25 protein-coding genes and 1 other RNA gene are annotated in these 25,466 nt (G+C 66.5%); 15 read left to right on the plus strand and 11 right to left on the minus strand.

What is annotated here, in order from left to right; all coding sequences use genetic code 11:
* Window positions 1–2 precede the first annotated feature (2 nt).
* Window positions 3–1,670: a DNA repair protein RecN gene (recN, locus tag ACFQ0E_RS16260; RefSeq protein WP_386825614.1), complete on the plus strand. Its 1,668-nt coding sequence runs from the start codon at window positions 3–5 to the stop codon at window positions 1,668–1,670.
* Window positions 1,671–1,793: 123 nt separating this feature from the next.
* Here the strand turns inward: recN and fur are convergent, their stop codons facing one another.
* Window positions 1,794–2,195: a ferric iron uptake transcriptional regulator gene (gene fur / locus ACFQ0E_RS16265; protein WP_386825616.1), complete on the minus strand. Its 402-nt coding sequence runs from the start codon at window positions 2,193–2,195 to the stop codon at window positions 1,794–1,796.
* Between the two features lie 196 nt (window positions 2,196–2,391).
* Here fur and ACFQ0E_RS16270 point away from each other — a divergent pair, with 196 nt between their 5' ends.
* Window positions 2,392–2,808: an outer membrane protein assembly factor BamE gene (locus ACFQ0E_RS16270; RefSeq protein ID WP_386825618.1), complete on the plus strand. Its 417-nt coding sequence runs from the start codon at window positions 2,392–2,394 to the stop codon at window positions 2,806–2,808.
* Between the two features lie 28 nt (window positions 2,809–2,836).
* On the opposite strand, the gene ACFQ0E_RS16275 is transcribed toward ACFQ0E_RS16270, so the two are convergent.
* Together ACFQ0E_RS16275 and ACFQ0E_RS16280 are read right to left on the minus strand one after the other, a co-directional pair.
* Window positions 2,837–3,085 carry an RnfH family protein gene (locus tag ACFQ0E_RS16275; protein WP_386825620.1) on the minus strand — a complete coding sequence of 83 codons (249 nt, stop codon included), beginning with the start codon at window positions 3,083–3,085 and terminating at the stop codon, window positions 2,837–2,839.
* Between the two features lie 2 nt (window positions 3,086–3,087).
* Window positions 3,088–3,519: a type II toxin-antitoxin system RatA family toxin gene (locus ACFQ0E_RS16280; RefSeq protein ID WP_386825622.1), complete on the minus strand. Its 432-nt coding sequence runs from the start codon at window positions 3,517–3,519 to the stop codon at window positions 3,088–3,090.
* 88 nt (window positions 3,520–3,607) lie between these two features.
* Here ACFQ0E_RS16280 and smpB point away from each other — a divergent pair, with 88 nt between their 5' ends.
* From smpB to ACFQ0E_RS16295, 3 genes are all read left to right on the plus strand, one after another.
* Window positions 3,608–4,135 (plus strand): SsrA-binding protein SmpB, encoded by a 528-nt coding sequence (gene smpB / locus ACFQ0E_RS16285; RefSeq protein WP_137853454.1) that lies wholly within the window; start codon window positions 3,608–3,610, stop codon window positions 4,133–4,135.
* Window positions 4,136–4,250: 115 nt separating this feature from the next.
* Window positions 4,251–4,603: a transfer-messenger RNA gene (gene ssrA, locus ACFQ0E_RS16290) on the plus strand.
* Window positions 4,604–4,795: 192 nt separating this feature from the next.
* Window positions 4,796–5,212, plus strand: a complete 417-nt coding sequence (locus ACFQ0E_RS16295) for a hypothetical protein (RefSeq protein ID WP_386825625.1) — start codon at window positions 4,796–4,798, stop codon at window positions 5,210–5,212.
* Window positions 5,213–5,319: 107 nt separating this feature from the next.
* Here ACFQ0E_RS16295 and ACFQ0E_RS16300 read toward each other — a convergent pair whose 3' ends face one another.
* The 3 genes from ACFQ0E_RS16300 to ACFQ0E_RS16310 form a co-directional block, all read right to left on the minus strand.
* Window positions 5,320–5,841, minus strand: a complete 522-nt coding sequence (locus ACFQ0E_RS16300) for a hypothetical protein (RefSeq protein ID WP_386825627.1) — start codon at window positions 5,839–5,841, stop codon at window positions 5,320–5,322.
* Between the two features lie 258 nt (window positions 5,842–6,099).
* Window positions 6,100–6,783 (minus strand): OmpA family protein, encoded by a 684-nt coding sequence (locus ACFQ0E_RS16305; protein WP_386825629.1) that lies wholly within the window; start codon window positions 6,781–6,783, stop codon window positions 6,100–6,102.
* 242 nt (window positions 6,784–7,025) lie between these two features.
* Window positions 7,026–7,913 (minus strand): lipase family protein, encoded by an 888-nt coding sequence (locus ACFQ0E_RS16310; protein ID WP_386825631.1) that lies wholly within the window; start codon window positions 7,911–7,913, stop codon window positions 7,026–7,028.
* A gap of 183 nt (window positions 7,914–8,096) precedes the next feature.
* Here ACFQ0E_RS16310 and ACFQ0E_RS16315 point away from each other — a divergent pair, with 183 nt between their 5' ends.
* From ACFQ0E_RS16315 to ACFQ0E_RS16360, 10 genes are all read left to right on the plus strand, one after another.
* The gene (locus ACFQ0E_RS16315; protein WP_386825633.1) at window positions 8,097–8,444 is read left to right on the plus strand and encodes a PadR family transcriptional regulator; all 348 of its coding nucleotides are present in this window, start codon (window positions 8,097–8,099) and stop codon (window positions 8,442–8,444) included.
* Window positions 8,441–9,349 (plus strand): hypothetical protein, encoded by a 909-nt coding sequence (locus ACFQ0E_RS16320; RefSeq protein WP_386825635.1) that lies wholly within the window; start codon window positions 8,441–8,443, stop codon window positions 9,347–9,349. Before ACFQ0E_RS16315 ends, ACFQ0E_RS16320 begins: the two co-directional genes overlap by 4 nt.
* A 388-nt stretch (window positions 9,350–9,737) precedes the next feature.
* Window positions 9,738–10,826, plus strand: coding sequence for an SGNH/GDSL hydrolase family protein (locus ACFQ0E_RS16325; RefSeq protein WP_386825637.1), 1,089 nt, complete (start codon window positions 9,738–9,740; stop codon window positions 10,824–10,826).
* Window positions 10,827–10,848: 22 nt separating this feature from the next.
* Window positions 10,849–11,523: a hypothetical protein gene (locus ACFQ0E_RS16330; protein WP_386825639.1), complete on the plus strand. Its 675-nt coding sequence runs from the start codon at window positions 10,849–10,851 to the stop codon at window positions 11,521–11,523.
* Window positions 11,524–11,526: 3 nt separating this feature from the next.
* A complete protein-coding gene (lnt, locus tag ACFQ0E_RS16335) occupies window positions 11,527–13,995 on the plus strand; it encodes an apolipoprotein N-acyltransferase (RefSeq protein WP_386825641.1) in 2,469 nt (822 codons plus the stop codon).
* Window positions 13,996–14,448: 453 nt separating this feature from the next.
* Entirely contained in the window at window positions 14,449–15,102 is a 654-nt protein-coding gene (locus ACFQ0E_RS16340; RefSeq protein ID WP_386825643.1) for a hypothetical protein, read from the plus strand.
* Between the two features lie 227 nt (window positions 15,103–15,329).
* Window positions 15,330–16,169 carry a tetratricopeptide repeat protein gene (locus tag ACFQ0E_RS16345; RefSeq protein WP_386825645.1) on the plus strand — a complete coding sequence of 280 codons (840 nt, stop codon included), beginning with the start codon at window positions 15,330–15,332 and terminating at the stop codon, window positions 16,167–16,169.
* A 103-nt stretch (window positions 16,170–16,272) separates the two neighbouring features.
* Window positions 16,273–16,713 carry a hypothetical protein gene (locus ACFQ0E_RS16350; RefSeq protein WP_386825647.1) on the plus strand — a complete coding sequence of 147 codons (441 nt, stop codon included), beginning with the start codon at window positions 16,273–16,275 and terminating at the stop codon, window positions 16,711–16,713.
* Window positions 16,714–16,781: 68 nt separating this feature from the next.
* On the plus strand, window positions 16,782–17,069 hold the full coding sequence (locus tag ACFQ0E_RS16355; RefSeq protein WP_386825649.1) for a hypothetical protein: 288 nt from the start codon (window positions 16,782–16,784) through the stop codon (window positions 17,067–17,069).
* A gap of 161 nt (window positions 17,070–17,230) precedes the next feature.
* A complete protein-coding gene (locus ACFQ0E_RS16360; protein ID WP_386825651.1) occupies window positions 17,231–18,181 on the plus strand; it encodes an ADP-ribosylglycohydrolase family protein in 951 nt (316 codons plus the stop codon).
* Window positions 18,182–18,194: 13 nt separating this feature from the next.
* Here ACFQ0E_RS16360 and ACFQ0E_RS16365 read toward each other — a convergent pair whose 3' ends face one another.
* The 5 genes from ACFQ0E_RS16365 to ACFQ0E_RS16385 form a co-directional block, all read right to left on the minus strand.
* On the minus strand, window positions 18,195–19,673 hold the full coding sequence (locus tag ACFQ0E_RS16365; protein WP_386825653.1) for a WS/DGAT/MGAT family O-acyltransferase: 1,479 nt from the start codon (window positions 19,671–19,673) through the stop codon (window positions 18,195–18,197).
* 94 nt (window positions 19,674–19,767) lie between these two features.
* Complete coding sequence (locus ACFQ0E_RS16370) at window positions 19,768–21,195, minus strand: cryptochrome/photolyase family protein (protein WP_386825655.1); 1,428 nt, start codon at window positions 21,193–21,195, stop codon at window positions 19,768–19,770.
* Between the two features lie 9 nt (window positions 21,196–21,204).
* Window positions 21,205–21,957, minus strand: a complete 753-nt coding sequence (locus ACFQ0E_RS16375) for an SDR family NAD(P)-dependent oxidoreductase (RefSeq protein ID WP_386825657.1) — start codon at window positions 21,955–21,957, stop codon at window positions 21,205–21,207.
* 8 nt (window positions 21,958–21,965) lie between these two features.
* A complete protein-coding gene (locus tag ACFQ0E_RS16380; protein ID WP_386825659.1) occupies window positions 21,966–23,522 on the minus strand; it encodes a cryptochrome/photolyase family protein in 1,557 nt (518 codons plus the stop codon).
* A 380-nt stretch (window positions 23,523–23,902) separates the two neighbouring features.
* Window positions 23,903–25,465, minus strand: a complete 1,563-nt coding sequence (locus ACFQ0E_RS16385; RefSeq protein ID WP_386825661.1) for an Ig-like domain-containing protein — start codon at window positions 25,463–25,465, stop codon at window positions 23,903–23,905.
* Window position 25,466 lies beyond the last annotated feature (1 nt).

Genomic DNA, 25,466 nt, shown 5'->3' on the forward strand with positions numbered 1-25,466 from the left:
CCATGCTGACACGCCTCACGCTTCGCGACTTCGCCGTCGTCGCCTCCACGGAACTCGAATTCGGCCCCGGGATGACCGTCATTTCCGGCGAAACCGGCGCCGGCAAATCCCTGCTGGTGGACGCCCTGGGCTTCCTCTCCGGCATGCGTGCCGACAGCGGCATGGTCCGCCATGGCACCGAACGCGCCGAACTCAATGCAGAGTTCGACCTGCGCGACCGCCCCGAGGCGGCCGACTGGCTCAAGGAACAGGAGCTTGATGACGACGGTGCCTGCCAGCTGCGCCGGACCCTGCGTTCCGACGGCGGCTCCCGCGCCTGGATCAACGGCCGCCCGGTCACCGTCGCCCAGCTCGCGGAACTGGCCGGGCTGCTGGTCGAGATCCACGGCCAGCACGAACACCAGGCCCTGTTGTCGAAGGCCAGCCAGCTCGAACTGCTCGACGCCTTCGGCCGCCATGCCCCGGCGCTGAAGGCCGTCCGCGACACCGCCGAGGCCTGGGCTGCGCTGCGCCGCGAGCGCGATGTCCTGGTTCGCGCCGGCGACGTCGGCGACCGCATCGACCTGCTCGACCACCAGTGGCGCGAGCTCGACAAGGAGACGCTGGAGCCGGCCTCGATCGCCGAACTCGCCGCCGACCACCGCCGTTTCGCCAACGCCGCCGGCCTGATCGACACCTGCGAACGCGCCCTCGCCCGCCTCGAAGGCGACGACGCGCCATCGCTGCTGCAGACCGTGCAGCACCTGCGCGGCGAGATCGCCCGCGCCCGCAACGACGAGCCCCGTCTGGACGAAGTCGACGGCATGCTCGACGCGGCTGCGATCCAGATCGACGAAGCCACCCGCCTGCTGCAGCGCATCCGCGACGACCTGGACCTGGACCCGGAACGCTTCGAGGCGCTGGAGGACCGGATCGGGCGCCTGCACGAGCTCGGCCGCAAGCATCGCGTCCCGCCCGAATCGCTGCACGAGGTCCGCGACCGCATCGCCGCCGAGCTGGACACCCTCCGCCATGCCGGGGAACGCCTGGCCGGTCTGGACGACGAGATCGAGGCCGCCGCCGGTCGCTGGCGCGAGGCCGCCGCACACCTCGGGGCAGCACGCCGCGAGGCCGCAGGCCGCCTGTCGCAGGCCACCACCGCCCTGATCGCCGATCTGGGCATGGGCGGTGGGCGCTTCGAGATCGCCCTGGAGCCGATCGACGACGGTCGCCCCGACCCGCAGGGCGCCGAGCGCGCCGAATTCCTGGTCTCGGCCAACGCCGGCCAGCCGCCGCGCCCGCTGCGCAAGGTCGCCTCCGGCGGCGAACTGTCTCGCATCTCGCTGGCGATCGAGGTCGCCGCACTCGGCTTGGACGCCGTGCCGACCATGGTCTTCGACGAAGTGGACTCGGGCATCGGCGGCGCCGTGGCCGAGATCGTCGGCCAGAAGCTGCGCGCGCTCGGCGCCAAGCGCCAGGTGCTGTGCGTGACCCACCAGCCGCAGGTCGCGGCCCAGGGCCACGCCCACTACCGGGTCAGCAAGGCCGAAGCCGACGGCATGACCCAGAGCGCGGTGCGCCGGCTCGACGCGAAGGAACGCCAGGAGGAACTGGCACGGATGCTCGGCGGCGTGGAAGTCAGCAAGGAAGCCCGCGCGGCGGCGAAGCGGCTGCTGGAAAACGTGGCCTGACAACACGGTGGTCTGACAAGACGTAGGTCGGGCCCGTGGCCCGACATCTCGTCCCGGGGAACAGGACGAGTGGGAATTTCGATCGGCATGTGACGCAGCGGACGCGTCGCGACGTTGCGCGACCTATTTCTTCTTGCGGACGTACAGCACCAGCGCGTGGGCCTCGATCTCGTAGCCGTATTCGGCGGCGATCTTGTGCTGCAGGGCCTCGATCTCGGCGTTCTCGAATTCGATGATCTTGCCGGTGTCGATGTCGACCATGTGGTCGTGGTGGTCGCCGCGGTCCAGTTCGTAGACGGCGTGGCCGCCCTCGAAATTGTGCTTCAGCACCAGACCGGCGGCCTCGAACTGGGTCAGGACACGGTAGACGGTGGCCAGGCCGATCTCGTCGCCGTCGTCCACCAGCTTCCGGTAGATGTCCTCGGCGGTCATGTGCCGGGGGCGGGCCTGTTCCAGCAGCTCCAGCACGCGCATGCGCGGGTGGGTCACCTTCAGGCCGAGTTTGCGCAGGTCTCTGGATTCCATGGGGCGCTCCTGGTGCGATCCGGGGGGCACGGCGTGGGGGACGCACGTGGGGCGACCGTGGTGGGTCGCGAGGCTGTTCCGGGCCCTGGGGCGTCCGACCCCGCGATGAATGGGGCATCCAGGCCCGAGTGCCGGCGGTGAGGGCGGTCAGTGTATCATCGCCCGACGCGTGCCCTTCCCTCCTGCCGGCTGCCACATGCTCAACACCACCCGCTCGTTCCGCGCCCCGCTGCTCGTCCTCGCCGTCGCTCTCGCCACCACCGGCTGCGGCATCATCTACAAGCAGCCGATCTACCAGGGCAACCTGATCGAGAAAACCGCCGCGGACCAGCTTCAGGTCGGCATGACCAAGCAGGACGTGCAGGGGCTGATGGGCTCGCCGTCAATCGCCGATTCGGCCAACCCCGACCGCTGGGACTACACCTCGACCCAGCGCACCGACCGCCGCGGCAACGTCGAGATCAAGAACTTCACCGTGTTCTTCGAGAACGGCCTGGTGAGCAAGTGGGAAGGCGAATACTTCCCCGAGCAGGACGACGAACTGGCCCGCAAGTCGCGCAGCGAGTTCGGCCCGAACCTCGCCAAGGACGACAAGAAGAAGCGCCGCCGCTGATCCGGCCAACGCGCCTGCTTCAAGCGCGCTACTTCACGGCCCGGCGCCGCCGGGCCTCCTTCGGATCCGTCGTCAGCGGCCGCAGCAGCTCCACGCGGTCGCCCTCGCGCAGCACCTGCGCGGCCTCGACCTTTTCCCCGAACACCGCCACGGCCACGTGGCCGCCGTCGTCCATGCCGGACGCCGCGATAGCCTCGGCCACGGTCGCGCCCGAGGCCAGTTCGACCATCACCGATTCGTGATGCCTCGGCCAGGCCCGGACCACTTCGATGCGCACGCTCAGTCCTCCGCCCGGTCGGCCACGCGCACGAAGTCGTCGACCATGCGGTCCGCCAGGCTCTGGAACCCCAGCACGAAGGCCGGGCCGAGGATCTTCGAGTTCGGCTCGAAATCCAGGGTCAGCGTGACCTTGCAGGCGGACTCGTCCAGCGCGTGGAACTGCCAGCGGCCGGTCAGCTTCCGGAAAGGCCCGTCGCGCAGCACCATGTCGATGTGGTGCGGCGGTGACAGCGTGTTCTCGGTCGTGAACCAGGTCCGCAGCCCCGCCATGCCCAGGTCCAGCCGCGCCACCAGCCGCCCCTCGTCCTGCTCCAACACCTGCGCGGCCTCGCACCAGTCGAAGCGGCGCGGATAGGCAGCGACATCGTTGACCAGCGAGAACATCCTCGCGGCGGAATGTTCGACCAGGGCGGAGCGTTGGATGACCGGCATCGTGCGGGACTCGCGTCGGGAACTCGTCGGGTGGCGGGAAGGGTCCGGAATGCTCGCCTGATCGCCCCGCATCGGGGACAATGGCTGGATGAGCAAGCAGAAAGCGCAAAAGGATAAGGCAAAGGGCGGCGACAAGCCCGCCAAGGCCGCTCCGCCGATCAAGACCATCTCCCTGAACAAGCGGGCGAAGCACGAGTACCACCTCGAACACCGCTACGAAGCCGGGCTGTCGCTGCAGGGCTGGGAGCTGAAGTCGATCCGCGCCGGCCGCGCCAACATCGGCGACAGCTACGCCATGGTCAACGACGGCGAGCTGTTCCTGTACGGCTCGCAGATCACCCCGCTGATCCAAGCGTCCACCCACGTCATCGCCAACGACCGCCGCACGCGCAAGCTGCTGCTGCACCGTCGCGAGATCGACCAGCTCGTCGGCAAGATCCAGCGCGACGGCTACACCATCATCCCCACCGCGCTGTACTGGAAGGGCAACAAGGTGAAGCTGGAGATCGCCCTGGCCAAGGGCAAGCAGGCGCACGACAAGCGCGACGCCGCCCGCGACCGCGACTGGGCCCGCGAGAAGCAGCGCGCCATGCGCCACCGCAACAAGGACGCGTGATCGGGTTCGATCGACCCGTTCGATTGCGGAGGTCGGACTTGAACCGCCCTCCCCCGACCCCCATACTTGCCCCGTCGATCGAAAGACCGACTCCATCGAACGAATTCCCGGTTTCGGGGGTGCATTGGCTTCGACGGGGGTTGCGAAATCACACGACGCATGCCGAGGGGGCAGCTTTCCTCGTTAATCCAGCGGCAAAAACTCAGACGCCAACGACGACGTCTACGCTCTGGCCGCTTAAGGCCTAGCCCCGAACCCACTTGTGCCTGTGCTCGTGGATGTAGGGTCATCATCACAGGATCGGCCCCGGCGGCGACCCGTCAACCAGGGCCTAGATCAAGCGGGTATGTCCTGCGGTGTGCTTCGCACACCGTGTTGCCGCAGGGCGAGATCGAACGGTGAGCTAAGCATGTAGTGCCGGGTATGGAGTGCCTTCGGACGGCGGTTCGATTCCGCCCACCTCCACCAAACAGAAGCCCCGGGCGAAAGCCCGGGGTTTTTTGTTGGAAGCGGGCTGTCGTCGCATCCTGCGAAACCATGGAAGATGGACATAGGCCTGCGACCACCATGAATCCCCACCCCTTCACCCAGCGCATCGCCCTCCTGCTCGAACACGGCGACGCGGAATGCCTGCGCCATGCGCTGATCGACGCAGCGGAGATGTTGCGCATCTGGCGCAGGTTCGGCGGCGACCCGGGACGAGCCAAGGGAATTGTCGGGCCTTTCAGCACTGACGAGGCGTTTCCGCCGATGGGGAGCGCGGATCGTGACTTGCTGCGACAGGCGCTGTGCTCGGTGCTGGAACGCTGGCGCGATGCGGACATCGTGTCGTCGGCGGCCAATGCTCTGATGAACCTGGCCGAGCCGGAGGCGCGACCGGTGCTGGTGCAGGCGCTGCGGCATGCGGTCGCGGCGGACAATCGCGCGGTGTTCCAATTGCTGCTGGCACTGGAAGCGATCGATGAAGACATCTACGACGCCGGGCTGACGACGCGCAGTTACGATGCCGACGAGATCAACCGCGCGGCGGCGCTGCGCTATCTGCAACGCATCGACTCGAATGCGCCGGCAGGCTGAGGAGCACGGAATCACCAGAGTCGTCCTCGCCGCCAAGCAAACACAAGAGGGGCAGCCGAAGCCGCCCCTCCCATCGGCTCATCACGCCTCGTACGTGATCGCTGCGATCACTTGCCGTCGCGATCGGCGTCGCCGGGCATGGCGCGTTCGACGCGATCCCAGGCGGCACGAGCGGCGTGGCGGGCGCGGTCCCAGGCGAGCGGAGACGGGCCGCGATAGCCGGTGTAGTCGCGTTCGAGTTCCGGTTCGACCTCGTCGAAGCTGCGATCGGCGTAGCGTGCGCGGGCCTCGTAACCGGTGCGATAGGCGGGCGCGTAGTCGTCGTAGGTGTGGCCCTGGTTGTAGTAGGGCTCGCGCGTGTACTGCTCGCGCCAGTAGGCGTCTTCGGCGGTCGGGTTGACGGCTTCGCCAACGCCCTTGCCGGCGAGGCCGCCGACGACCGCACCGATCGCGGCACCGGCCACGGTGCCGGCCGGGCCCGCGATCGAGCCGACAGCGGCGCCTGCCGTACCGCCGGCAATGGCACCGACGCCGGTGCCGACCGGATGGGCGCCCGGCGTTCCCGTGATCGGGTCGCGATTGAGGTCCTTGTCGATTGCCTTGTCGACGGTTTTGTCGTGATTGGTCATGAGCGTTCACCTCGTTTGTTGGGGGAATCCGTGCGATGCGCGGACAGAGACGAGTCTGCAAGTCGCGTGCCAGCAGGCGAACGCACGGAAGTGCTTGAATTGCATCGACCGCATTCAAAAGGCGGTGCGCAGATCGTGCAGGTTGGTGCAAGGTCGGCATGCAAACTGCGCGGCGACAGATACCCCATCCAGAAAAGACGAACCCCGGGCGATGAACCCGGGGTTCGTTCTGTCAGGGGTTGGATGCTCGACTGCGAATCAGCCTGCACCCTGCGTCAGCGGCAGCACGCGGATCTCGACGCGACGGTTGCGGGCGCGTCCGTCTTCGGTCTCGTTGCTGGCGATGGGATAGCGCTCGCCCATGCCGACGACCTCGAAACGCTCGCGTACGAGCCCCTTGCCGACGAGGTAATTGGCGACGGAGCCGGCGCGTTCCTCGGAGAGTCGCTGGTTGTAGGCATCGCTGCCGACGGCATCGGTGTGGCCGCTGATCTCGATCACGGTCTGCGGATAGTCGGCAAGCGTCGCGGCGACGCCGTCGAGCGCCGGGCGGAACTGCGACTTCAGCGAAGCGCTGTTGAAATCGAAGGTCACCGCATCGGGGAGATTGAGCTTGATCACGTCGCCATCGCGGGTGACGTCGATACCGGTGCCAGCGGTGCGGCGACGCAGCTCGGCTTCCTGGCGATCCTGGTAGGCGCCGACCGCCGTGCCTGCGAGCGCACCGACACCGGCGCCGACCAGTGCGCGCTGGCGACGCTCGGTGGCGTCGTCGCCACTGAGCAGACCGGCGACGACGCCGATGGAGGCACCGATCAGCGCACCGCGCCCGGTGCGATTCGGGTCATCGGGTGCATTGGTCTGGCCGGTATAGGTTGCGCAGCTCGACAGGGCGAGCGCTGCGGTGAACGCAGTGGCGATGGGCAGGATGGCATGACGCATGGGGAACTCCGTCTGGATGGTGGCCGGGGCCGTCAGGTGACGGGAACACTAGGTTGCGTTTCCTGACGCGCAGCCATCCGGGCGAATGCTGGATTCGCTCGCGTTCAGCATCATGCACGCCGCACGATGCATCGGCATCACGAATGCAGAATGCTTCGTGATTTCAGGCATTCCGCACGACTTATGAACAGCACGCAATCACCGAATTCTGGCGCCATGCGCGGACGCACGCCGCGATGCGCTCAGCCTCGCGGCGGATTCGGCACTTGGCTGATCATCGTCTTCTTCCCATCGGTCGCATCGGGGAAGCTCCCGGCCCAGGTCTGCGATGGCGACTGGAACGCGTTCTGCAGCACGACGATGTAGTTGAGCAGCGCGTGGCGCGACAGCGGATAGAGTTCGGGCAGACGATTGCGCTCGAACCAGACCGGAAAACCGCTGCCGACATCGTGGTAGCCGAAGTCCTTCGGCGGCACTTCCGGCACGAGGTCCTGCTGGTTGTAGACGCGGATGCTGTTCGCCGACGGGATGCGCGCGTCGTAGCTCTCGCGCCAACCGCTGTCGCCGACGCGCGGGCTGGCGAACGTGGTGAGGCGCGTGAACGCAGACGCGTACGAACCGAAACTCAGATCGAACGCGAACAGGTGCGCGAGCGCGCCGCCGAGACTGTGCCCGGTGACGTAGAGGCTGCGCGGCGCCTGCTGCGCGAGCAGTTGCTGGATCTGCTGGCGCATCGATTGCGTCATGCCCGCGCCGGTGTCGTTGTAGATGCCGTAGAAACCGGCTTCGACGCGCACGGTCGAATCGAGCGTGCCGACCGTGGGCGTGAACGTCGCCTTGGGCACATCGGCATCGTCCAGCGCATCGTCGAGCGACGCGGTGCCCCGGAACGCGACGATGTACGCGCCGCTGCCGTCGGTCGCACGCAGCAGCAAGCCGTACTTTTCCTCGCTGCCGCCCCGCAACACCGGATCCCAGCCGGTCCAGCGTCCGGCCAGTTCCCAGCCCTGCGGCAGGCGCAGCGGCTTGCCGTCGAAATCGTCGTAGGCCGCTTCGGAGGCCAGGGCGAGCGCGAGCGTGAGGGTCGCGTCGAGGGTGGGCGTGGTCGCGGCTGAGGCGGTCTGGGTCATGTCGGCGTCCCTGGCATGCAGCCCGGATGGGCGGTGCGCGGAGCGTAACCCATGGCATGCCGGCGGCCGGGCCCTGATCCGCAACTGATCCCGCCCGGCCCCCTGCCCCTCGGGTTCCGACAAGTGGCATTGCATTACTGTTTTTCACACAGTACAGTGCATCGCACATTACAGGGCGACACCATGGTCGAAACCAGAGACAACCCGGGCGCGAAGCTGGAACTGGAACTGCGGCGTGGCGCGCTTGTGCTGGCGGTGCTGTCGCAGCTGCGGATCGCGCAGTACGGCTATTCGCTGCGCCAGGCACTGGCCGAGCGCGGCATGGCGATCGAGGAAGGGACGCTCTATCCCCTGCTCCGCCGCCTGGAAAGCCAGGGGGTGCTGTCGTCCGAATGGCGGATCGAGGACGGGCCGCCGCGCCGCTACTACCGATTGAACGACGCTGGCGAGGCGCTGCTCGCCGAACTCACCGACTCGTGGAACGCGCTGGTCGCGACCATGGGTGGACTGCTGAAGGGAGACGGGACATGAATCCGAATGATGTGATCGAAGCCTTCGTGCGCGACGTCATGCGCAAGGTGCCCGCGAAGGACCGCAACGACATCGGCCTGGAACTGCGCGGGCTGCTGTCGGACATGCTGGCCGATCGCGCGGAGCGCGAAGGTCGTGCCGCCGACGATGCGATGACACTGGCGATGCTGCGCGACTTCGGCACGCCGGCCGAAGTGGCCGCGCGCTACCGGCCGCAGGGTCTGGTGATCATTCCACCGGAACAGAGCCGCAGCTACGCGCTGTGGTCCATTCTCGGCATCGGCATCCAGTGGGCGATGACGCTGCCGCGCGTATTCGATGGCCAGCCGATCGTGACCTGGTGGTTTGGCGCTGGCCTCGGCGCACTGTGGTGGCCGGGCTTCCTGATGATGATTGCGCTGCTGGTCGCCGCGCTTCGCCACTTCGGCCTCTACAAGCCGAAGTGGACGCCACGCACGGTCGATCCGGATCGCGTGCACCGTGGCCTGGGCATCACCGGTCTGGTGGGCATCGCCGTCGGCGCGATCTTCATGATCTGCCTGCCCTGGCTGGCCGCCGCGATGCCGGGCCCCTTCCCGCGCATCTTCGAATTCGACGCGAACTTCCTGCCGATGCGCGCCTGGCCGGTGGTGCTGCTGTGGGCCGGCACGTTCGCCGTACACCTGGTCGCGGTGAGGCAGGGTCGCTGGACGAAGACGACCCGCAGGATCGAGCATGCGCTGACGCTCGCCTTCGTCGCGCTGATGATCTGGTGGATCGCCGCCGGCCCGATCTTCGTCGCGCCGATGACCGACCAGGGCGCGAAGGGCGCGCTGGCACTGGTGATCCTGATCTCGGTCGCAAGCCTCGCCTTCGGGCTGCATCGCGAGCGCGCGCAGATCCGGCCGATGCCAACAGCCGGTTGATGCTTGCGGCCGGTGGATCCCGGCAACACAACTGCACGGCGAGACCCATGCACGGGGTGCTTCCTTCGAAGCACCCCGTTTCCGTTCCGGAAGCGCTGCGACATGACGAAGACACGCATCGTACGCATCGGCGATGACGCATTGCAGCATCACCAGGCGCCCAGTTGTCACGCAGCATCGCTAGGCTCGCACACCATCGATGATGCTGCATTGCAGCGTTCGCGCGTGTTGACCCGGCACTGGACAAGACGCTAGCGTACGGTCAGGCAGGGAGCGGTCCCCCACACGGTCCGAATGCCGATCAGGTCGTCGTTTACGCGATGCGGAGGTTCCGGCTTCGCCCGGTTCCGCGCGCGACCACACCGTCATATCACCAAGGATGCACAACATGACCCGTCGTTCCGGCAAGACCGCTCGTACGCTGTTGCCTGTTCTCGCCATGCTCGCCGTCGGCGCCGCCTCGGCCAGCACGCTCAACCAGAACGTGTCCTGGACCATCGATCGTTCCGGCACCACCGCCAAGTACCGCCTCGTCGCCTACGGCGATTCGATCTACGCCGGCTACAACGGTTCCACCACCAGCGCCGCGAAGTACTCCGCGCCGACCGTGGACGCCGAATACCTGGCCGCGCTGTGGAACGCGGACATCGAGAGCGTGCGCCGCACGAAGTCCGGTGCGATCGCCTCGGACGTGTACAACAACAAGATCGTCGCCGAACGCTCCTACATGCAGGCGACCTCGACCCGCGTGGTGACCTTCGAGATGTGCGGCAACGACGGCCTGCAGGCACGTTCGAGCTTCAAGGGCCAGAGCGGCACCTGCAACTTCGGCGTGCTCGACACCGCGCTGGCCAACTGCAAGACCTATGTCGCGCGTTCGATGGACTACATCAACGCCAATGCCTACTCGGGCGTGAAGCTGAAGGTCATCGCCAACCTGTACTACCCGGGCTACAACGCCGACAACGTCCTCAGCTCCTGCACCGATCCGTCGACGGGCGCGCGGGTGAACATGCGCGACAAGTTCCTGCCGGTGCTGGCGAAGATGAACTACTGGATGTGCGAATACGCGCGCCAGAAGGGCTTCAAGTGCGTGGACAATTTCGCCGACTACATGGGCGCGGACTACGACACCAACGGCGACGGCCAGGTCGACTCGGCCGCGCTGCGCTACGTGGCCGGCGAGAGCGAGTCCGCCTATGTCACCCGCATCACCTCGACCCTGCGCTCGACGCTGCGCGACGCGAACACGCACTTCGTGTCGTCGTCGAGCAGCTTCGACTACATGCAGTCGGACGACGTGCATCCGACCTACCAGGGCGGCACGGTCAGCGCCGGCCTGTTCGGCGGCACCACCGGCACCGGCGCGGCGCGCTATACCTCGTTCATCAACGGTCGCAACCCGATCTGGAACCAGTACGGCCACGAGCGCATGGGCCATGGCCTGTCGGTGTTCAGCCCGGTCAGCCCGTTCTGATCGAGCCGCCGGCTGACCGCGCATGTCCGCGATGCCTCCACGCAACAACGCACCGTCGTCGCCGCAGGGCGACGGCGGTGTGCGCATCACCGCGCATGCAGGCCACGGCCGGCGTGCGCGGATGCTGTACATCGTGCTGGCGCTGGCGCTCGTCGGCGCTGGCGCGAGCATCGTGCTGATGAAGCGCGGCGGCAGCGACCGCGCAACGACTGCCCGTGTCGCCAGCGACATGCCGACCGAACCCGCTTCGCCTGCGCAATCGGCACCTGATGCGCCCATCGACGCGGAACGCGTCCGTCGCGATCCCGATGACCTGGCGAACTACGTCTCACCCGGCGATCGCGCGCCGACGATGAACGAAGTGATCGACAAGCTGCACGAAGCCGGCATCCGCACCGGGCTCGGCGCATTCAACCCGCCCGGCACCAGTCCTCCACTGATCGGTCTGGCAGTACCCGAGGATTTCCCGCTGCCCGAAGGCTACGTGCGCCACTATCAGGCCACGGACGATGGCCAGCGCATCGAACCCATCCTGATGTTCTCCCCCGATTTCGATTTCCGCGATGCCTCCGGCCGCCCGATTCCGCTTCCCGACAACCTCGTCGTGCCGCCGCACCTCGCACCGCCGGGGCTGCCGCTGCGTCCCATCGAGATCCCGCCGCCGTCCGATCCCCACGATCCGCGTCGAGGTGCCTGAGGCGTGAGCGTGTCGATCGTGTCCGGCTGGCGCGCCGCCGCCGGCCTTGTCCTGAGTGCGACCCTGTTCGGTGTCTATGCGCAAGGCGGCATCGCCTGGCCGCTGGGTTTCGTCGCGCTGGTGCCGTGGCTGCTCGCCCTCGATACCGTGCGCGGCAGCGGTGCCGCATTGCGCGAAGGCCTGCTGATGAGCATCGCCTTCGTGGTCGCCGTGTTCGCGTGGTTCGGCTTCGCGATCGGCAGTTATACCGGCATCGGTCCGGGGGCCGGGCTTGCGGTGCTCGTCGTCGCAGCGCCGCTGCTGCAGCCGCAGCTGATCGCATTCGCGCTGGTCCGCCATCTCGTCGGGCGTCGCCATGGTCCGCTGTTGCGCGCGCTCGCCGGCGCCTCGGCCTGGGTCGCCACGGAATGGCTGGTGCCGCGCCTGCTCGACGACACCCTCGGCCACGGCCTGCATTCCTCGACCGTGTTGCGTCAGGGCGCGGATCTCGGTGGCGCACCGGGCCTGACCTTCGCGCTGATCCTGATCAACGAAGCCGTCGCCACCGCCATCGCGCGCCGTCGCGACGGCCTGCGTGCGCTCGCGGCGCCGATGTCGATCGCCCTGCTGCTGCCGATGGCGATGGCCGGCTACGGTGCGTGGCGACTGTCGTCGCTGACGTCCAGGCAATCGGAAGACGTGGCATCGCTGCGCGTCGGCATGGTCCAGGCGAACATCGTCGACTATGAGCGCCTGCGCCGCGAAATGGGCGCCTACGAGGTGGTGCGCCACATCCTCGACACGCATGTGCGACTGTCGCGCGTCGCGACCGAACAGCACGATGTCGATGCGCTGCTGTGGTCGGAAACCGTGTACCCGACCACGTTCCGCAATCCGAAGAGCGAAGCTGGCGCGGAATTCGACCAGGCGATCCTCGACCTCGTCGCGCTGGAACGCGTGCCGCTGGTGTTCGGCACCTACGACCGCGACGAAGCCGGCGAATACAACGCCGCCGCGTTCGTCGAGCCGGGCAAGGGCCTGCTCGGTTTCTATCGCAAGACCAATCCCTTCCCGCTCACCGAATACGTGCCGGCCTGGCTCGACGGCCCGCGCTTCCGCGCCCTGCTGCCCTGGGCCGGCACCTGGCGCGCTGGCGACGGCCCGCGCGTATTTCCGCTGCGCACCGCAGATGGCCGCGAAGTGCAGGTGCTGCCGCTGATCTGCCTGGACGATGTCGACAGCGGTCTCGCGATCGACGGCGCGCGACTCGGCGCGGAGGCCATCCTCGGCATGTCGAACGACTCGTGGTTCACGCGATATCCCGTCGGCGCCGAACTGCACCTCAAGGTCGCCGCGTTCCGCAGCATCGAGACGCGCATGCCGCAGCTGCGCGTGACCTCGAACGGGATCAGCGCGACGATCGACGCGCGCGGCGAAGTCGTCGAACGCACCGCGATGGATCGCGAAGCGGTGCTCGTCGGCACGGTGCATGCGCGCACACCGACGCCGACGCTGATGGTGCGCTGGGGCGACTGGGTCGGGCCGACCGCATTCGCAGGATTGTTGCTGTTCGGCGCGATCACCCTGCTGCGCGCGGCGCGTCGTCGCTGGCACGCGCGTCACGCACCAAAGGCGAACACGCACGATGGGCCGCTGGACGTGGTGCTGCTCACGCCTTTCTGGCGCATCCTCATCGCCCTGCTGCGCGTGGTCGCACGCGGCGGCCTGCTGTGGATGGCGCTGCAGGTGCTGACCAACGACGGCACGCCGATCAATCCGATCGCGCAGGTCTGGATGTTCGCCGGTCTGGTGCTGCTGCCCGAAGCGGCGGCATGGAGTCTGATGCGCGCCTTCGCCGCGACCCTGCGCATCGAAGGCGGCATGCTGGTGCTGGAGCAACCGTCGCGGCGCATCGAGATCGCCTGCAGCGAAATCGTCGACGCGCGCACGTGGCGACTGCCGCTGCCATCGACCGGTCTGCAACTGCGACTCGGTAGCGGATCGTGGCGCCACGCCATCGCCGGCGTCGACCCCTTGCGCCTGACCGAGCGCCTGCGCGCAACAGGTGCCACATCGATCGCACAGGACAGCAGCGCCTCCCGCGCCGCGATCCTCGGCCACGCTGTGCAGGCCACCCGGCATCGCCTGCTCGACCATCCCGCCTTCAAGTTCGGCCTGTTCCCGCTGCTGCCCGCCCTGCCCGCCTTCCGGCTGCACCAGGTCATCGCCTACGGCGGCACCTTCGGCGAATGGCAGACCTACGGCGCCAAGGCCTGGCTGCTCGCCCTCTTCGTCTGGTGGGCCTCCTGGGCCGTGAACCTCGCGATGATCGCCGCCGGCCTCCGTGTGCTCGTCGAAGTCGGCACGCTGCTGCCGCTCGCGCTGCGCCCGCTGAAGACGGTGGATGTCCGGCGCATGCTGGAGATCGCCGCGCGGGTGATCTTCTACATCGGTGTGCCGCTGTGGTTGGCGGTGCGGTTGTGGCCGTGGTGAGCACACAGCGCACGCGTCACGACGACACCCATTTCATCTGCACCGATCGACCTGTCATATCAGACACGAAGGTCGTCGCCCGTTGTCCGACGCATGACATGCCTGCTTCGCTGATGGCGCGAATGACAGGGCTCCCGGCAAAGAACCATTTCATTCGCCCACATTGCTGCTAAATCACCGGCAATAGCCGTCATTTCGCAAAAAACGCATCGGGCCTGAGAGTGCCTCATGCCAGTTTGATATCGGGGCATGCGCGCCGCGATAAGACATATCGAGGTATCCCTGCCGCGTATTCCGGCAAGACGGCGTCGAACCTAGGCGCGTTATATAGGCTATCTCGCTGATCCCACTGGAATTTCTACCATTGACGGGCTCAAGATGCCTGTGGCAGCCTCTGTGCTACACCCCGGCTGGGGGTCTACTTATGGTTAGGTCTCTTAGGGGGAGACGACTGTGTCCGAAGAGAAAAGCAAACAAAAATGGTACCGATCTCCCATCGGCATAATCGGAACAATATTTCTCGGAGCAATTGGCAGCGGACTCTGGGATGTGTTCCTTAAGAACGCATTGATCTCCGCATACATAATGACGAGCACGGCAATTGGATCCGTGTTCTCTGGCTATATTGATTCTATTCACGAAGATATTGGAAAAGCGAATGCCAATGAGGTTGGCATTATGCTATTTCTATTTTTCATGCTCACAATCGTCTTCCTAAACATCTTAGGAGCGAGATTTATCTTTCGAACTTATAAGCGCATTACAAGAGACCAGCCACAGAATGGTTTCTCCTCCCCTTCTCCAAAAAACATGAGAAGGATGGTCGTTGCCGTGGTCTTGATGTCGGCTTTTAACGTCATCGCGTATAGCCACCACGCCTTCGAGACACTGTACCGCTTGCGAGCAATTACGTGGACAGAACGTTCTATCGAGATCATTCGACCTTCCATTTCTGAGCAAGATTTTTTGAAGATAAGAGCCATGTACAGATCTGTTGATAGCGCTGATGATTTTTATGCCCTCATCAATACTTTGCGCGATTACGCATCCAGCGCTGACATCGAACTTCCTGAGTTCTCAGCGATCGGGGAGCAGCAAGAGACCTAACAATTCATTGAAGGCGACGCCGCTTCGCGGCGCGGCTTAACTCAGATATTTGACTTTATTTCAGCGCTGCAGGACAAGTTTTCAGTGCATCGCTTACACCAAAAGTCAAATCGCGATGGCCGGCAAAAATGTCCACCCTAGGCACTGAGGCACAATCGGATCGCCAAGGCGCGCAGCGCCACCGATCATCCAGGCCGAGAAGCCCTAAAACTGTAGCCTATAAAGCAATGCGAATCGCGCCGTCAATCCTGCTGCTTGCTGCAGTCGTCCTGCCTGCAGGCTACGGTCGTGCCGAAACTACCGCAACCACGTCTGCAGAGCCCAAAGAGAACACCGTGGTCATTTTCCGCACCCCTGATGGACAGGTTCTCACGCTTGCCGACCTGCGTGGACTGGACGGGACATTCCAGTACCAACTCATCGGCAGCGACAACGTGCCTGCCGAGGCCGAGTCGTTGCACAGGCAGGCCCGGCAGGCGGGTGCAGCGGGCGACTACCCGAGGGCAATCACGCTTCTGCAGCAGGCGGCGGAACTGGCGCCGGCCTGGCCCTACCCTGTCTACGACATGGCCTTCACCTATCTGCTGATGAATGACAGCGACAACGCGCGCAAGTACTACGTGAAGACGGTCGAACTGTCCCCGCGCGGATTCTTCACCGCGATCACGGCTTCGGATGCCCTGTGCCGCGAGCGGAAAGGCGACCTTCCCGAGGGAACCTATCTGGCCTATCTGTCGCTGGAATGGATGGATGACCCCGAGCGAAAGGCGGAGGCGGTCCGCCAATTGGTCGAGCGCATTCCCCGGTTTGCCCCCGTCTGGAAGGAACAGGCAATCCTCGCCGGGTCCAGCACGGAAAAGCTCGCGGCCATCGAGAAGGGACTCGCCGCGAATCCCGACGGCGAAACAAAGGGCATCCTGACTATCAACAAGGCGCTGATCATGGCAGGAAATGGAGATCACGACGGCGCCGTTCAATTGCTCGGAAACCTCGCTCTCGATCCGACCTCGACCTACGCCACCGAGCATCTGGCCAAGGTGACGCTCGCGAGTCTCGTCGAGGAATAGTGCTGGATGCTTTCAATCTGCGGCTTTTCCGAGGGCGGGATTGAGATGGTGGGAATGATTCGCGTCCTGCTCGGCAGCAGCGCGATCTGAAATGACAGGTGCAATGGATATTCGTTCGAAAATCCGGATCTACGCAGACTTCAATGGCCTGGTTGACGGTATCGTCAACCCCAAACGAACTGCAGTCGTTCTGGACACCTATGGCAGCTTGCGGGATCTATCCAATGCCGGGATCGTCCTTTCCATCGGGCTTCCGCTCGTCGTGTTCGATGCGTCTGATGAATCCGAAGACCTGGAGGGACATGGCACCGCCCAGTACGATGCAAGTCGCAAATGGTGGGTCGTGGAATTTGACGAAAAGGGCGTGCGCTACGTTTCTGCAAGGGATCGAGACATTGCGGTTGACAGTCCATTCCACTGCGTGAAGTGCGCAGAACCGATCGCGGGGGCGACTTGGAACACCATCGGCATTCCCGGACTCTGTTGCAAATCGTGCGGGACAAGTGTGCTCGCAGCACTTGCTCCGCCACCTTTGGTCACCTGACCAATGATCAGACGGATCGACCAATGCTTCGCGATTGATTCGACCGCACAGAAGAAGGATCAGCACACTTGAGAATCATCCGCTGGCTTGTATTTGCATGGGGCGCCCTGGCATCGATCGTGATGACCTGCTACGCCATCGCATGGGCAACCCAGCCTGACATTCCGCTTCCCAATGAACTGGGCATCGGCTTCGGAATGGGCATGTTGCTGGGATGGCCGGCATGGCTGGGCTTGCCGCTGCTGGCATATGCGGGGCGCCGGCAGCTACGACGCAGCACGATCCTTTTGCTGCTCACCCCGCTCCTGCTGGCTGCGGCTGCAGTTGCGCTCATGGGCCTGACGGGCGGGCTCTGAGAGCCGTGACGCTTCGGCCAACAACGCTGCCGGGTGGGCTTGCAGTGTCGCAACAAGAGGCATCAACCGAGCGAGCGATTGGTCGCTCATTGTTGTGTGCGGAGCACGCCGCCTACGCGTTGGCGTAAAGTGGTCAGCCGCAGTATTCAAGACTCGGTGCCATGTTGCCGCTTTCCGAATCCCGATTGTCCGGCGCCCTCGTCGGCCTGCTCGTAGGCGATGCGCTCGGCGTCCCCTACGAGTTCAATCCTCCGGAGCGGCTTCCGGACGCTTCGCTGTTCGAGTACGTGCCGCCGCCGGGTTTCGAGCGCTCGCATCCGGGCGTGCCGCCGGGCACGTGGTCCGATGATGGCGCGCAGGCGCTGTGCCTGCTGGTGTCGCTGCTCGATCGCGGCGCACTGGATCTGGACGACTTCGCATCGCGCATGGCGCGCTGGTATACGCACGGCTATCTCGCCGTGGATGGCCATGTGTTCGACATTGGCATCACCACCGCGCAGGCGCTGCGCGCGGTGCTGGATGGCGAACCGCCGGAGCAGGCGGGCCCGTCGGGGCAATACAACAACGGCAACGGCGCGCTGATGCGGGTGATGCCACTCGTGCTGTGGCATACCGGCGACGATGCCGCGCTGGTCCGCGACGCGCGCAGGCAATCCCTGGTGACGCATGGCCATCTGCGCAGCCAGTTGTGCTGCGCGCTCTATTGCCTGTGGGCGCGGCGTACCATGCAGGATGTCGATGCACCCTGGGACGACGCCGTGCGGACGCTGCGCGATTTGATCGCCGACGAGCCCGAGGCCGTCGAGGAACTGGAATTCTCGATCCGACCGGACGAGCCCGCCATCGGCGAAGGCTCCGGTTACGTGGTCGATGCGCTGCGATCAGCGCGCTGGGCGAGCGAAGCCCCAGATTTCGAGAACGCCATGCGTCGCGCGATCAAACTCGGCCACGACACCGATACGACGGCATGCATCGCCGGTGGCATTGCGGGCCTGCGTTTCGGACTGGAGGGCATTCCGCAGCGCTGGCGTGACGGGCTGCGCGGCCAGGACCTGCTGGCACCGCTGCATGCCGGTCTGCTCGCGCACCGGGCCACGTCAGGCGCGCGCTGAGCAACCTTCCGCCTCAATTCATCAACGCTTCCGCCGCGACCGAGTTCAGTTCCTGATCCCAGCCGCTCATCAACGCGAGATACAGCAGCTTCTCGAATTCGACGTGGAAGCGGTTGGTGACCGCGCGCGGGTCGGGGATGAGCTTGGCGTCGGCGATCAGGCCGAAGTGGACCTTGCCGTTGTAGCTGAGGATCGACAGGCCGATGCCGATGGAGCCGGTCTGCGGCACCCAGAACATCATTTCGCGGATCTTCGAGCCGGCGAGGTACAGCGGCTGCTGCGGGCCGGGGACGTTGGTCGCGACGGTAGTGGCCTTGCGGCTGAACAGGTCGAGCGCGAGTTCCTGCATCGCCGAGGGCGCCATGCCGAGCGCGGCGAGCAGGCCGTAGGCGACGATGGCCTGGCGCGAGTTCTTGAGCTGGTTCATGCACTCCGCGACGTGTTCCAGCCGGCGGATCGGGTTGCCAATGCCTACCGGCAGTTCGAGGAACACGAGTCCGAAATGGTTGCCGAGCTTGCGCGCATGTTCGAGCGGACGCAGGTTCACCGGCACGGTGGCGCGCAGGGTCAGGCCGTCGACCTGTTCGCCGCGTTCGAGCATGTAGTCGCGCAGGGCGCCGGCGGCGGTCGCCATCAGCACGTCGTTGACGGTGCAGCCGCAGGCGCGGCCGACCGCCTTCACTTCCTCCAGGTCGAGCGGCGGTGCCCAGGACACGCGCTTGCTCACGCCGAGCCGGCCGCGCAGCAGCGACGGCGGATCGTCCGGCAGGGCCAGCGCCTGCACTAGCTCGCGCGCGATCTCGCCACCCTCCTTCGCCAGCACGCCGGCCAGCGTCGGGTCCTGCATCATGTCCATGCCCTTGCCGAACGCCTTGGCGCCGAGCTTGGCGTAGCGCTCCATGGCGCCGACGCGACGCGCGACCTTCTCGCCGTCCTGCTTCAGCCAGGCCTTGCCGAGGTCCGCGCCCTTGGCCGGGTCGCGCTCGGTGTCGGTGAGCGACAGCAGCACCTGCACCAGTGCGATGCCGTCGGCGTAGCTGTGGTGGATGCGCGCGACCAGCGCGGAACCGCCGTGATACTTCTCGACGAGGTGGAATTGCCAGAGCGGCTTGGTCTTGTCGAGCGGACTGGACGCCAGCGTGCCGGCGAAACGCTCCAGCGCCTTCTGGTCGCCGCGCCCGGGCAGTGCGGACAGGCGAACGTGCCAGTCGAGGTCGAAGTCGTCGTCGTCCTGCCAGGCCATGCCGCCCGGGGTCTCGACCGGCTTCTGCCGGAAGCGGGTATAGGCCAAGAAGCGCTTCTCGATCACCTTGCGCAGCTTCTGCAGGCTGATGGGCTCGTCGAACATCAGCACGCCGGTGATCATCATCGGATTCGTCGGGCGCTCCATCCGCAGCCATGCGGTGTCGACGCGCGACATCGATTCGCGGCGCGGACGCTTCGATGCGGTCCCTCGAGACGCGCTGCCTGCAGAAGCGGTGTCCTCGGCCATGATTCCCTCCCCGGTGTGTGTCCCGGAGTGAATCATGCGCGCCGGACGAGGTCAACGCGGCGCGCGGGGCTCGTGCGGCGGACCTCGGTTCGCCTCAATCCTCGCCGGCCGAGACCTTGCGATAGGCCGCGAGCGCCGCGTCGCGACCGGCGGCGAGGTCGACGATGGGTCTGCGCGGATAGCCCGGCGCACGGCGCGCGAGCATCGACGGGTCGGTCCACGGCGCGAAACGCTGGGCCAGCGGCAGACCCGCCAGCTCCGGCAGCCAGCGCGCGATGTAGCGGCCGTCGGGATCGAACTTCTCCGCCTGGGTCACGGGATTGAACACGCGGAAATACGGCGCGGCGTCGGCACCGGTGCCGGCAATCCATTGCCAGCCTAGGGTGTTGTTGGCCAGGTCGGCATCGACCAGGGTGTCCCAGAACCAGCGCGCGCCTTCGCGCCAGTGGTAGCGCATGTGCTTGCAGAGGTAGCTGCCGACGATCATGCGCACGCGGTTGTGCATCCAGCCGGTGTGCCACAGCTCGCGCATGCCCGCGTCGACGATCGGCACGCCGGTGCGGCCGTGGCGCCAGGCCTCGCGCATGCGTTCGTCCACGCGCGCCCACGCGAAGTCGGCGAAGCGCGGGTTGAGGTTCTGCTCGGTCGTATGCGGAAAATGGTGCAGCAGGTGATGGGCGAACTCGCGCCAGAACAGTTGGCGGATGTAGCCGTCGATCTCGTCCTCCAGCTTCGGCTGTCGCAGCGCGAGCAGCACGGCGGCGATGCGCCACGGCGCGATCTCGCCGAAATGCAGGTGCGGCGAGAGTCGCGAGGTGCCGACCTGGTCCGGCAGGTCGCGGCTGCGCGTGTAGCCATGCAGCGCGCCTTCGGCGAAAGCTTCCAGCGCCTGTCGTGCGCCAGCCTCGCCCGGCTGCCAGTGCTCCCAGAACCCCGCGTCCCAGCCGAGCCTGGGCAGCAGGCCCAGGGCTTCGAGCGGCAGGCCGTGCGGGCCATCGTCGGTCGCCGGCAGCGACGCCGGGGGGTCGAACAGCGAGGGGAGTCGCAGGGAGGCGCGGGCCGCGCGCCAGAACGGCGTGAACACGCGGTACGGACCGCCCTGCTTGGTCGCCAGCCGCCACGGTTCGACGAGCAGCGCGCCGTTGAAGCTTTCGGCGTGCAGGCCATGGTCACGGAGCGTGGCCTTGATGCGGGTGTCGCGCTTCTCGATCGCCGGCTCGTAGCGGCGGTTCCAGAACACCGCGCTGGCATCGCAGGCGGCGGCCAGCGACTGCAGGGTCTGCAGGCTGGGGGAATGGAAGATGCGCAGCCGCGAGCCGCGCCGCTGGAGCGCGGCATCCAGCGCAGCCAGCGAATGGTGCCGCCAGGCCTCGGCCGCCGCGCCAGGCGCCCATGCACCCTCTTCCTCGGGCGCATGGATGTAGACCGGGATGGGCGTGAAGCCGCCGTCCAGCGCCGCCTGGAAGGCGGGGTTGTCGGCGAGGCGCAGGTCGTTGCGGAACCAGACGATGGCGTGCGGCATCAACTGCCCTCAACTCACCTTGACTGTGGGACGCACCGCGAGGAAACCGCCGTCGACGGCGATCACCTGGCCGCTGATCCATGCGGCGCGGGACGACACCAGGAAGGCCGCGAGCGTCGCGGCATCGTCGGCAGCGCCATGCCGCCCGAGGGGATACTGCGCCGAAACCGCACGACGCGCCAGATCGCTGGACACGAATTTCGCGGTCGCCGGCGTCTCCATCAGGCCGGGCGCGATCACGTTGACGCGCAGGCCAAGCGTGGAGAAATCCGCGGCCAGCGATCGCGCCAGCGCCTCGATGCCGCCCTTGGCGATGGCGATCGCAGCATGGTTGGCCACGCCGACCGATGCCGCCACCGAACTGAACAGCACCAGCGCGCCGCCGCGCTTCTGCGCCTGCAGCGCCGTGGCGTAGGCACGCGAGACGAAGAAGGCGGTGTCGAGATTGGCGGACAGGCAGTCGCGGTACTGCTGCTCGCCGGTGCGGCCGATCGGGGCGATCAGCACCGCGCCGGCGCAGTTCACCACCGCTCCTGGCGGCTCGCCGAAGGCCTCGGTCGCGGCCTTCAGCGCAGCCTGGGCACCGGCTTCGGTGGAGACATCGGCCTCGATGGCGAGATCATCGCCTTCGGGGTGCAGGCGCTCGCGGTCGCGGCCGACGAGGGCGAGTCGCCAGCCTTCGGAACGCAGGTGGGCCGCGAGTGCGGTGGCGACGCCGCCGGAGGCGCCAGTGATGAGACAGGTCATGGGCAGTGTGTTCATGCCGATGCCTACGGGTCGGACGGCGGAATGGTTGCAGGCTTCGCGAGCGCCTCGCGCAATGCCGCCGCCCGGGCGCGGATCGCCTGCAGCCGCTCGGCCGGAATGCGATCGAGGTTGCGCCACTGCATGCCCGCGCGCGGATGGTCGCGGAAACGCGATGCGTGGCGGGCGAGGAAGTCCCAGTACAGCGTCGTGAACGGACAGGCCTTCGGCCCCAGGGCCTCCGCGGGGTCGAACGGGCAGCCCGCGCAGTGGTTCGACATGCGCTGGATGTACTTGCCGGACGCGGCATAGGGCTTGGACACCATCTTGCCGCCGTCTGCGTACTGGCTCATGCCCAGCACGTTCGGCAGCTCTACCCACTCCACCGCATCGACGTAGACCGCGAGGTACCAGGCGTGGATCTCGCGCGGGCGCACGCCGGCCAGCAGCGCGAACAGGCCGGTCACCATCAGGCGCTGGATGTGGTGCGCATAGCCCAGGTCCAGCGTCTGGCGCAGCGCGTCGCGCATGCAGGCCATCCGCGTTTCGCCGGTCCAGAACAGCGACGGCAGCGGCAGGTCCGCCTGCAGCGCGTTGTCGTCGAGGAAGTCCGGCATGCGCAGCCAGTACACGCCGCGCACGTACTCGCGCCAGCCGAGGATCTGGCGGACGAAACCCTCCACCGCCTCGATCGGCGCCCTGCCCGCGCGCCAGGCCGCGATCGCGGCATCGACCACGCGACGCGGCGACAGCAGCTTGAGGTTCATCGCCGCCGACAGCCGCGAGTGGTACAGCCAGGGCTCGCCGGCCCAGATCGCATCCTGGTAGCGGCCGAACATCGGCAGGCGGTGTTCGATGAAATCCGCCAGCGCGGTTTCGGCCTGCGCGGCGGTGACCGGCCAGTCGAAGGCATCGAGCTTGCCGGGGCGATCGGCGAAACGCGCATCGACCAGTTCGATGACCTCTCGGGTCACGTCGTCCGGCGGGAAGGCCTGCGGTGCAGGCAGCAGGCCGGGACCGCGCTTGCCGAAACTCTCGCGGTTCTCGGCATCGAAATTCCAGCGGCCGCCGACCGGCTGGCCGTCCTCCATCAGCACGTCGTCGCGCTTGCGCAGCCAGCGGTAGAAGAACTCCAGGCGCAGCTCGCGCTTGCCCTTGGCCCATTCGGCGAACTCGGCCGGCATGGCGTAGAAATGCAGGTCCGGGCGTTCCGACCACGGAATACCGGCCTCGCGGCACACCTGCGGCAGCGACTGCGCGAGCCGCCATTCACCCGGCTGTACCGCAATCACCCGTTCCGGCCGCAGCCGCGTCAAGTCGTCCACAAGCGCGGCGTCGAGCGTGTCATGCGAGTGCGTGCCCAGCGCCCGGTATTCAACCCGCAGCCCGCGCGCGCGGAGCGCATCGCGGAAGTGGCGCATCGCGGCAAGGAACATGACGATGCGCGGTTTCGCGCTCCATACGACATCGGCTTCGTGGGCGACCTCGGCCATCCACACGACATCGCGCGCGGGATCGATGTCGGCCAGTGCCGCCGAATCGAGGTCGAGCTGGTCGCCCAGCACGACGATGAGGTGCCGCACGGGCGCTGTGACGGTGTCTGTCGCGGGAGAAGGTCGACGTGGAGGCATGCCGCATTGTATCGATCGCAGCGCATCCGCCATCGCCCGAACCCTACTGAACCGAGCTTGATTCTTCATCAAGCAAACCCATCCCCACCCCGGCCCTCCCCTTGAAGGGGAGGGAGAATGATGCCTGGCTTTGAAACCCTCCCTTCAAGGGAAGGGAGAAAGGCATCGCGGTTTCAAGCCCTCCCCTTCAAGGGGAGGGTTGGGTGGGGATGGGTTTGACCTTGTTGATCGGCATTCGATGGAGGATCACATCGCTGGATGTCCGCGTGCTGATTGAAACCCATTGCGCCACCGGCATGCCGGTGACGCCATGGTTCAAGCCCAGTGTCCGATCAGAAGCGATACACCGTGACCTTCGCGCGCGCGGTGCCGCCACGGCCGTCGGAGATGCCGTATTCGAACTGGATCGGCGCCGACCAGTTCCTCGGCGGCGTGAAGCGGATCTTGCCGGACTCGATCGTCGCCGCGCCCAGCGTCGGCCGGGTCACGTCGGTGATCGCCAGCGGATCGCCGTCGGCGTCGCTGTCGTTGGCGAGCACCGGGATCAGGATCGACGTGCGCCGCGCCTGCGCGGTGTCGTTCGCCGCCACGGGGGCGGTGTTCGGCACGGTCACCGCCAGCGTGACCTCGGCTTCGCGCACCGCGTCGCCGTACTGCACGCGGTAGCGGAAGCCGTCCGCGCCCGAATAGCCGGCACGCGCGGTGTAGACCGCCGTCGAACCCGAGACCGTCACGGTGCCTTCGTTCGGCGCACGCACGATCGAGTACGACAGCGCGCCGCCGTTGCCGATGCTGCCCGGCAAGCCGATCGACACAGGCGTCCCGGCCACGGCCGACGCGCTGACCGGCGAGGCCGACAGCGGCGCGTAGGTCTGCACGATGCGCACACCGCCATCCACCGACACCATCAGCAACGAGCCGTCCTTCGACAGCTTCGTGCGTCCCTGCTCGTAGGCGTTGTTGCCGACCCAGCTGAAACTCTGCTCGAGATCGTGGCTGCCGACCTGGGTGAACGTGTTCATGTCGTAGACCCGCACCTGGCTCGATCCTGCCCACGGGAAGTAGGCCTTGCGCTCGACCGGATGGTAGGCGACGCCGATCGGCAGCGCACCGGCGTACTGCCCGAGCGTCGCGACCTTTCGATACGCCTCGTCGTAGATGAAGGCGCCGGCGTAGGTCGGAATCGCGAACTGGCTGCCGAGGCGGTCGGTCGCGATCTCGAAGTTGAACCACGAGGTTCCGTTGGTGTAACCCTGGCGCCGGACGATGGCGCCGGTCGGAACGTCGATCAGGCCCCACGGGCCATCCGAACTGTTCGACTCCGCGAACGCCACGGTCTCGCCGTCTCCGCTCGCCGACAGCATCGTCGACTGGCTCACCGATGCCAGCGCGGTCCACGTGCCAGTCGCCGGATCCAGCTTGCGCATCTGCGTCCAGCCGGAACCCCAGAAATCGGTGGTCGCATAGACCTTGCCGTCGCCCGCGAAGGCCACCGAATGGGTGCCGCTTTCGTAGGTGCTGGCCTTGGCGAAGCTGGGCTTGCGCAACGAGAGGTCATCGAGCGACACAAGGTGAACCCAACCGTTGGCGCTGTCAGAGACATCGTCGGCGACCACCAGGCTGGCGCTGTCCTTCGAGATGTCGATGCCGCGCAGCATGCCGCCGAGCACGATCGGCGACAGGAAGGTCCCGCTCGCCACGTGGTAGCGCAGCACCTCGCCGCCCTGGGTGATGTAGACGAGTCCACGCGCGTCGTCGTGGACCATGTCGACGCGCTGCGGCGCCGCGATCAGCGTGCCTTCGGCGAAGACGGAAAACGGGATCGCCAGCGCCGCGAGCGCAAGCGTCCCCACCACGACGCGCATCGCGCGCCGCGGAATCCTGCGGATATCCATA

It is taken from the genome of Lysobacter brunescens (assembly GCF_042677005.1).
GTDB lineage: Bacteria > Pseudomonadota > Gammaproteobacteria > Xanthomonadales > Xanthomonadaceae > Lysobacter_I > Lysobacter_I brunescens.

Excerpts from the sequence above, each read along its gene's own strand:
- ACFQ0E_RS16330 (WP_386825639.1), top strand. The coding sequence starts at position 10,849 with ATGTCCGCGATGCCTCCACGCAACAACGCACCGTCGTCGCCGCAGGGC.
- ACFQ0E_RS16295 (WP_386825625.1), top strand. The coding sequence starts at position 4,796 with ATGTTGCGCATCTGGCGCAGGTTCGGCGGCGACCCGGGACGAGCCAAG.
- ACFQ0E_RS16365 (WP_386825653.1), bottom strand. The coding sequence starts at position 19,673 with ATGGCCGAGGACACCGCTTCTGCAGGCAGCGCGTCTCGAGGGACCGCA.
- ACFQ0E_RS16300 (WP_386825627.1), bottom strand. The coding sequence starts at position 5,841 with ATGACCAATCACGACAAAACCGTCGACAAGGCAATCGACAAGGACCTC.
- ACFQ0E_RS16280 (WP_386825622.1), bottom strand. The coding sequence starts at position 3,519 with ATGCCGGTCATCCAACGCTCCGCCCTGGTCGAACATTCCGCCGCGAGG.
- ACFQ0E_RS16370 (WP_386825655.1), bottom strand. The coding sequence starts at position 21,195 with ATGCCGCACGCCATCGTCTGGTTCCGCAACGACCTGCGCCTCGCCGAC.
- ACFQ0E_RS16320 (WP_386825635.1), top strand. The coding sequence starts at position 8,441 with ATGAATCCGAATGATGTGATCGAAGCCTTCGTGCGCGACGTCATGCGC.
- recN (WP_386825614.1), top strand. The coding sequence starts at position 3 with ATGCTGACACGCCTCACGCTTCGCGACTTCGCCGTCGTCGCCTCCACG.
- fur (WP_386825616.1), bottom strand. The coding sequence starts at position 2,195 with ATGGAATCCAGAGACCTGCGCAAACTCGGCCTGAAGGTGACCCACCCG.
- ACFQ0E_RS16375 (WP_386825657.1), bottom strand. The coding sequence starts at position 21,957 with ATGAACACACTGCCCATGACCTGTCTCATCACTGGCGCCTCCGGCGGC.
- ACFQ0E_RS16345 (WP_386825645.1), top strand. The coding sequence starts at position 15,330 with ATGCGAATCGCGCCGTCAATCCTGCTGCTTGCTGCAGTCGTCCTGCCT.
- ACFQ0E_RS16350 (WP_386825647.1), top strand. The coding sequence starts at position 16,273 with ATGGATATTCGTTCGAAAATCCGGATCTACGCAGACTTCAATGGCCTG.
- ACFQ0E_RS16270 (WP_386825618.1), top strand. The coding sequence starts at position 2,392 with ATGCTCAACACCACCCGCTCGTTCCGCGCCCCGCTGCTCGTCCTCGCC.
- ACFQ0E_RS16325 (WP_386825637.1), top strand. The coding sequence starts at position 9,738 with ATGACCCGTCGTTCCGGCAAGACCGCTCGTACGCTGTTGCCTGTTCTC.
- ACFQ0E_RS16360 (WP_386825651.1), top strand. The coding sequence starts at position 17,231 with ATGTTGCCGCTTTCCGAATCCCGATTGTCCGGCGCCCTCGTCGGCCTG.
- ACFQ0E_RS16310 (WP_386825631.1), bottom strand. The coding sequence starts at position 7,913 with ATGACCCAGACCGCCTCAGCCGCGACCACGCCCACCCTCGACGCGACC.
- ACFQ0E_RS16305 (WP_386825629.1), bottom strand. The coding sequence starts at position 6,783 with ATGCGTCATGCCATCCTGCCCATCGCCACTGCGTTCACCGCAGCGCTC.
- ACFQ0E_RS16385 (WP_386825661.1), bottom strand. The coding sequence starts at position 25,465 with ATGGATATCCGCAGGATTCCGCGGCGCGCGATGCGCGTCGTGGTGGGG.
- smpB (WP_137853454.1), top strand. The coding sequence starts at position 3,608 with ATGAGCAAGCAGAAAGCGCAAAAGGATAAGGCAAAGGGCGGCGACAAG.
- ACFQ0E_RS16315 (WP_386825633.1), top strand. The coding sequence starts at position 8,097 with ATGGTCGAAACCAGAGACAACCCGGGCGCGAAGCTGGAACTGGAACTG.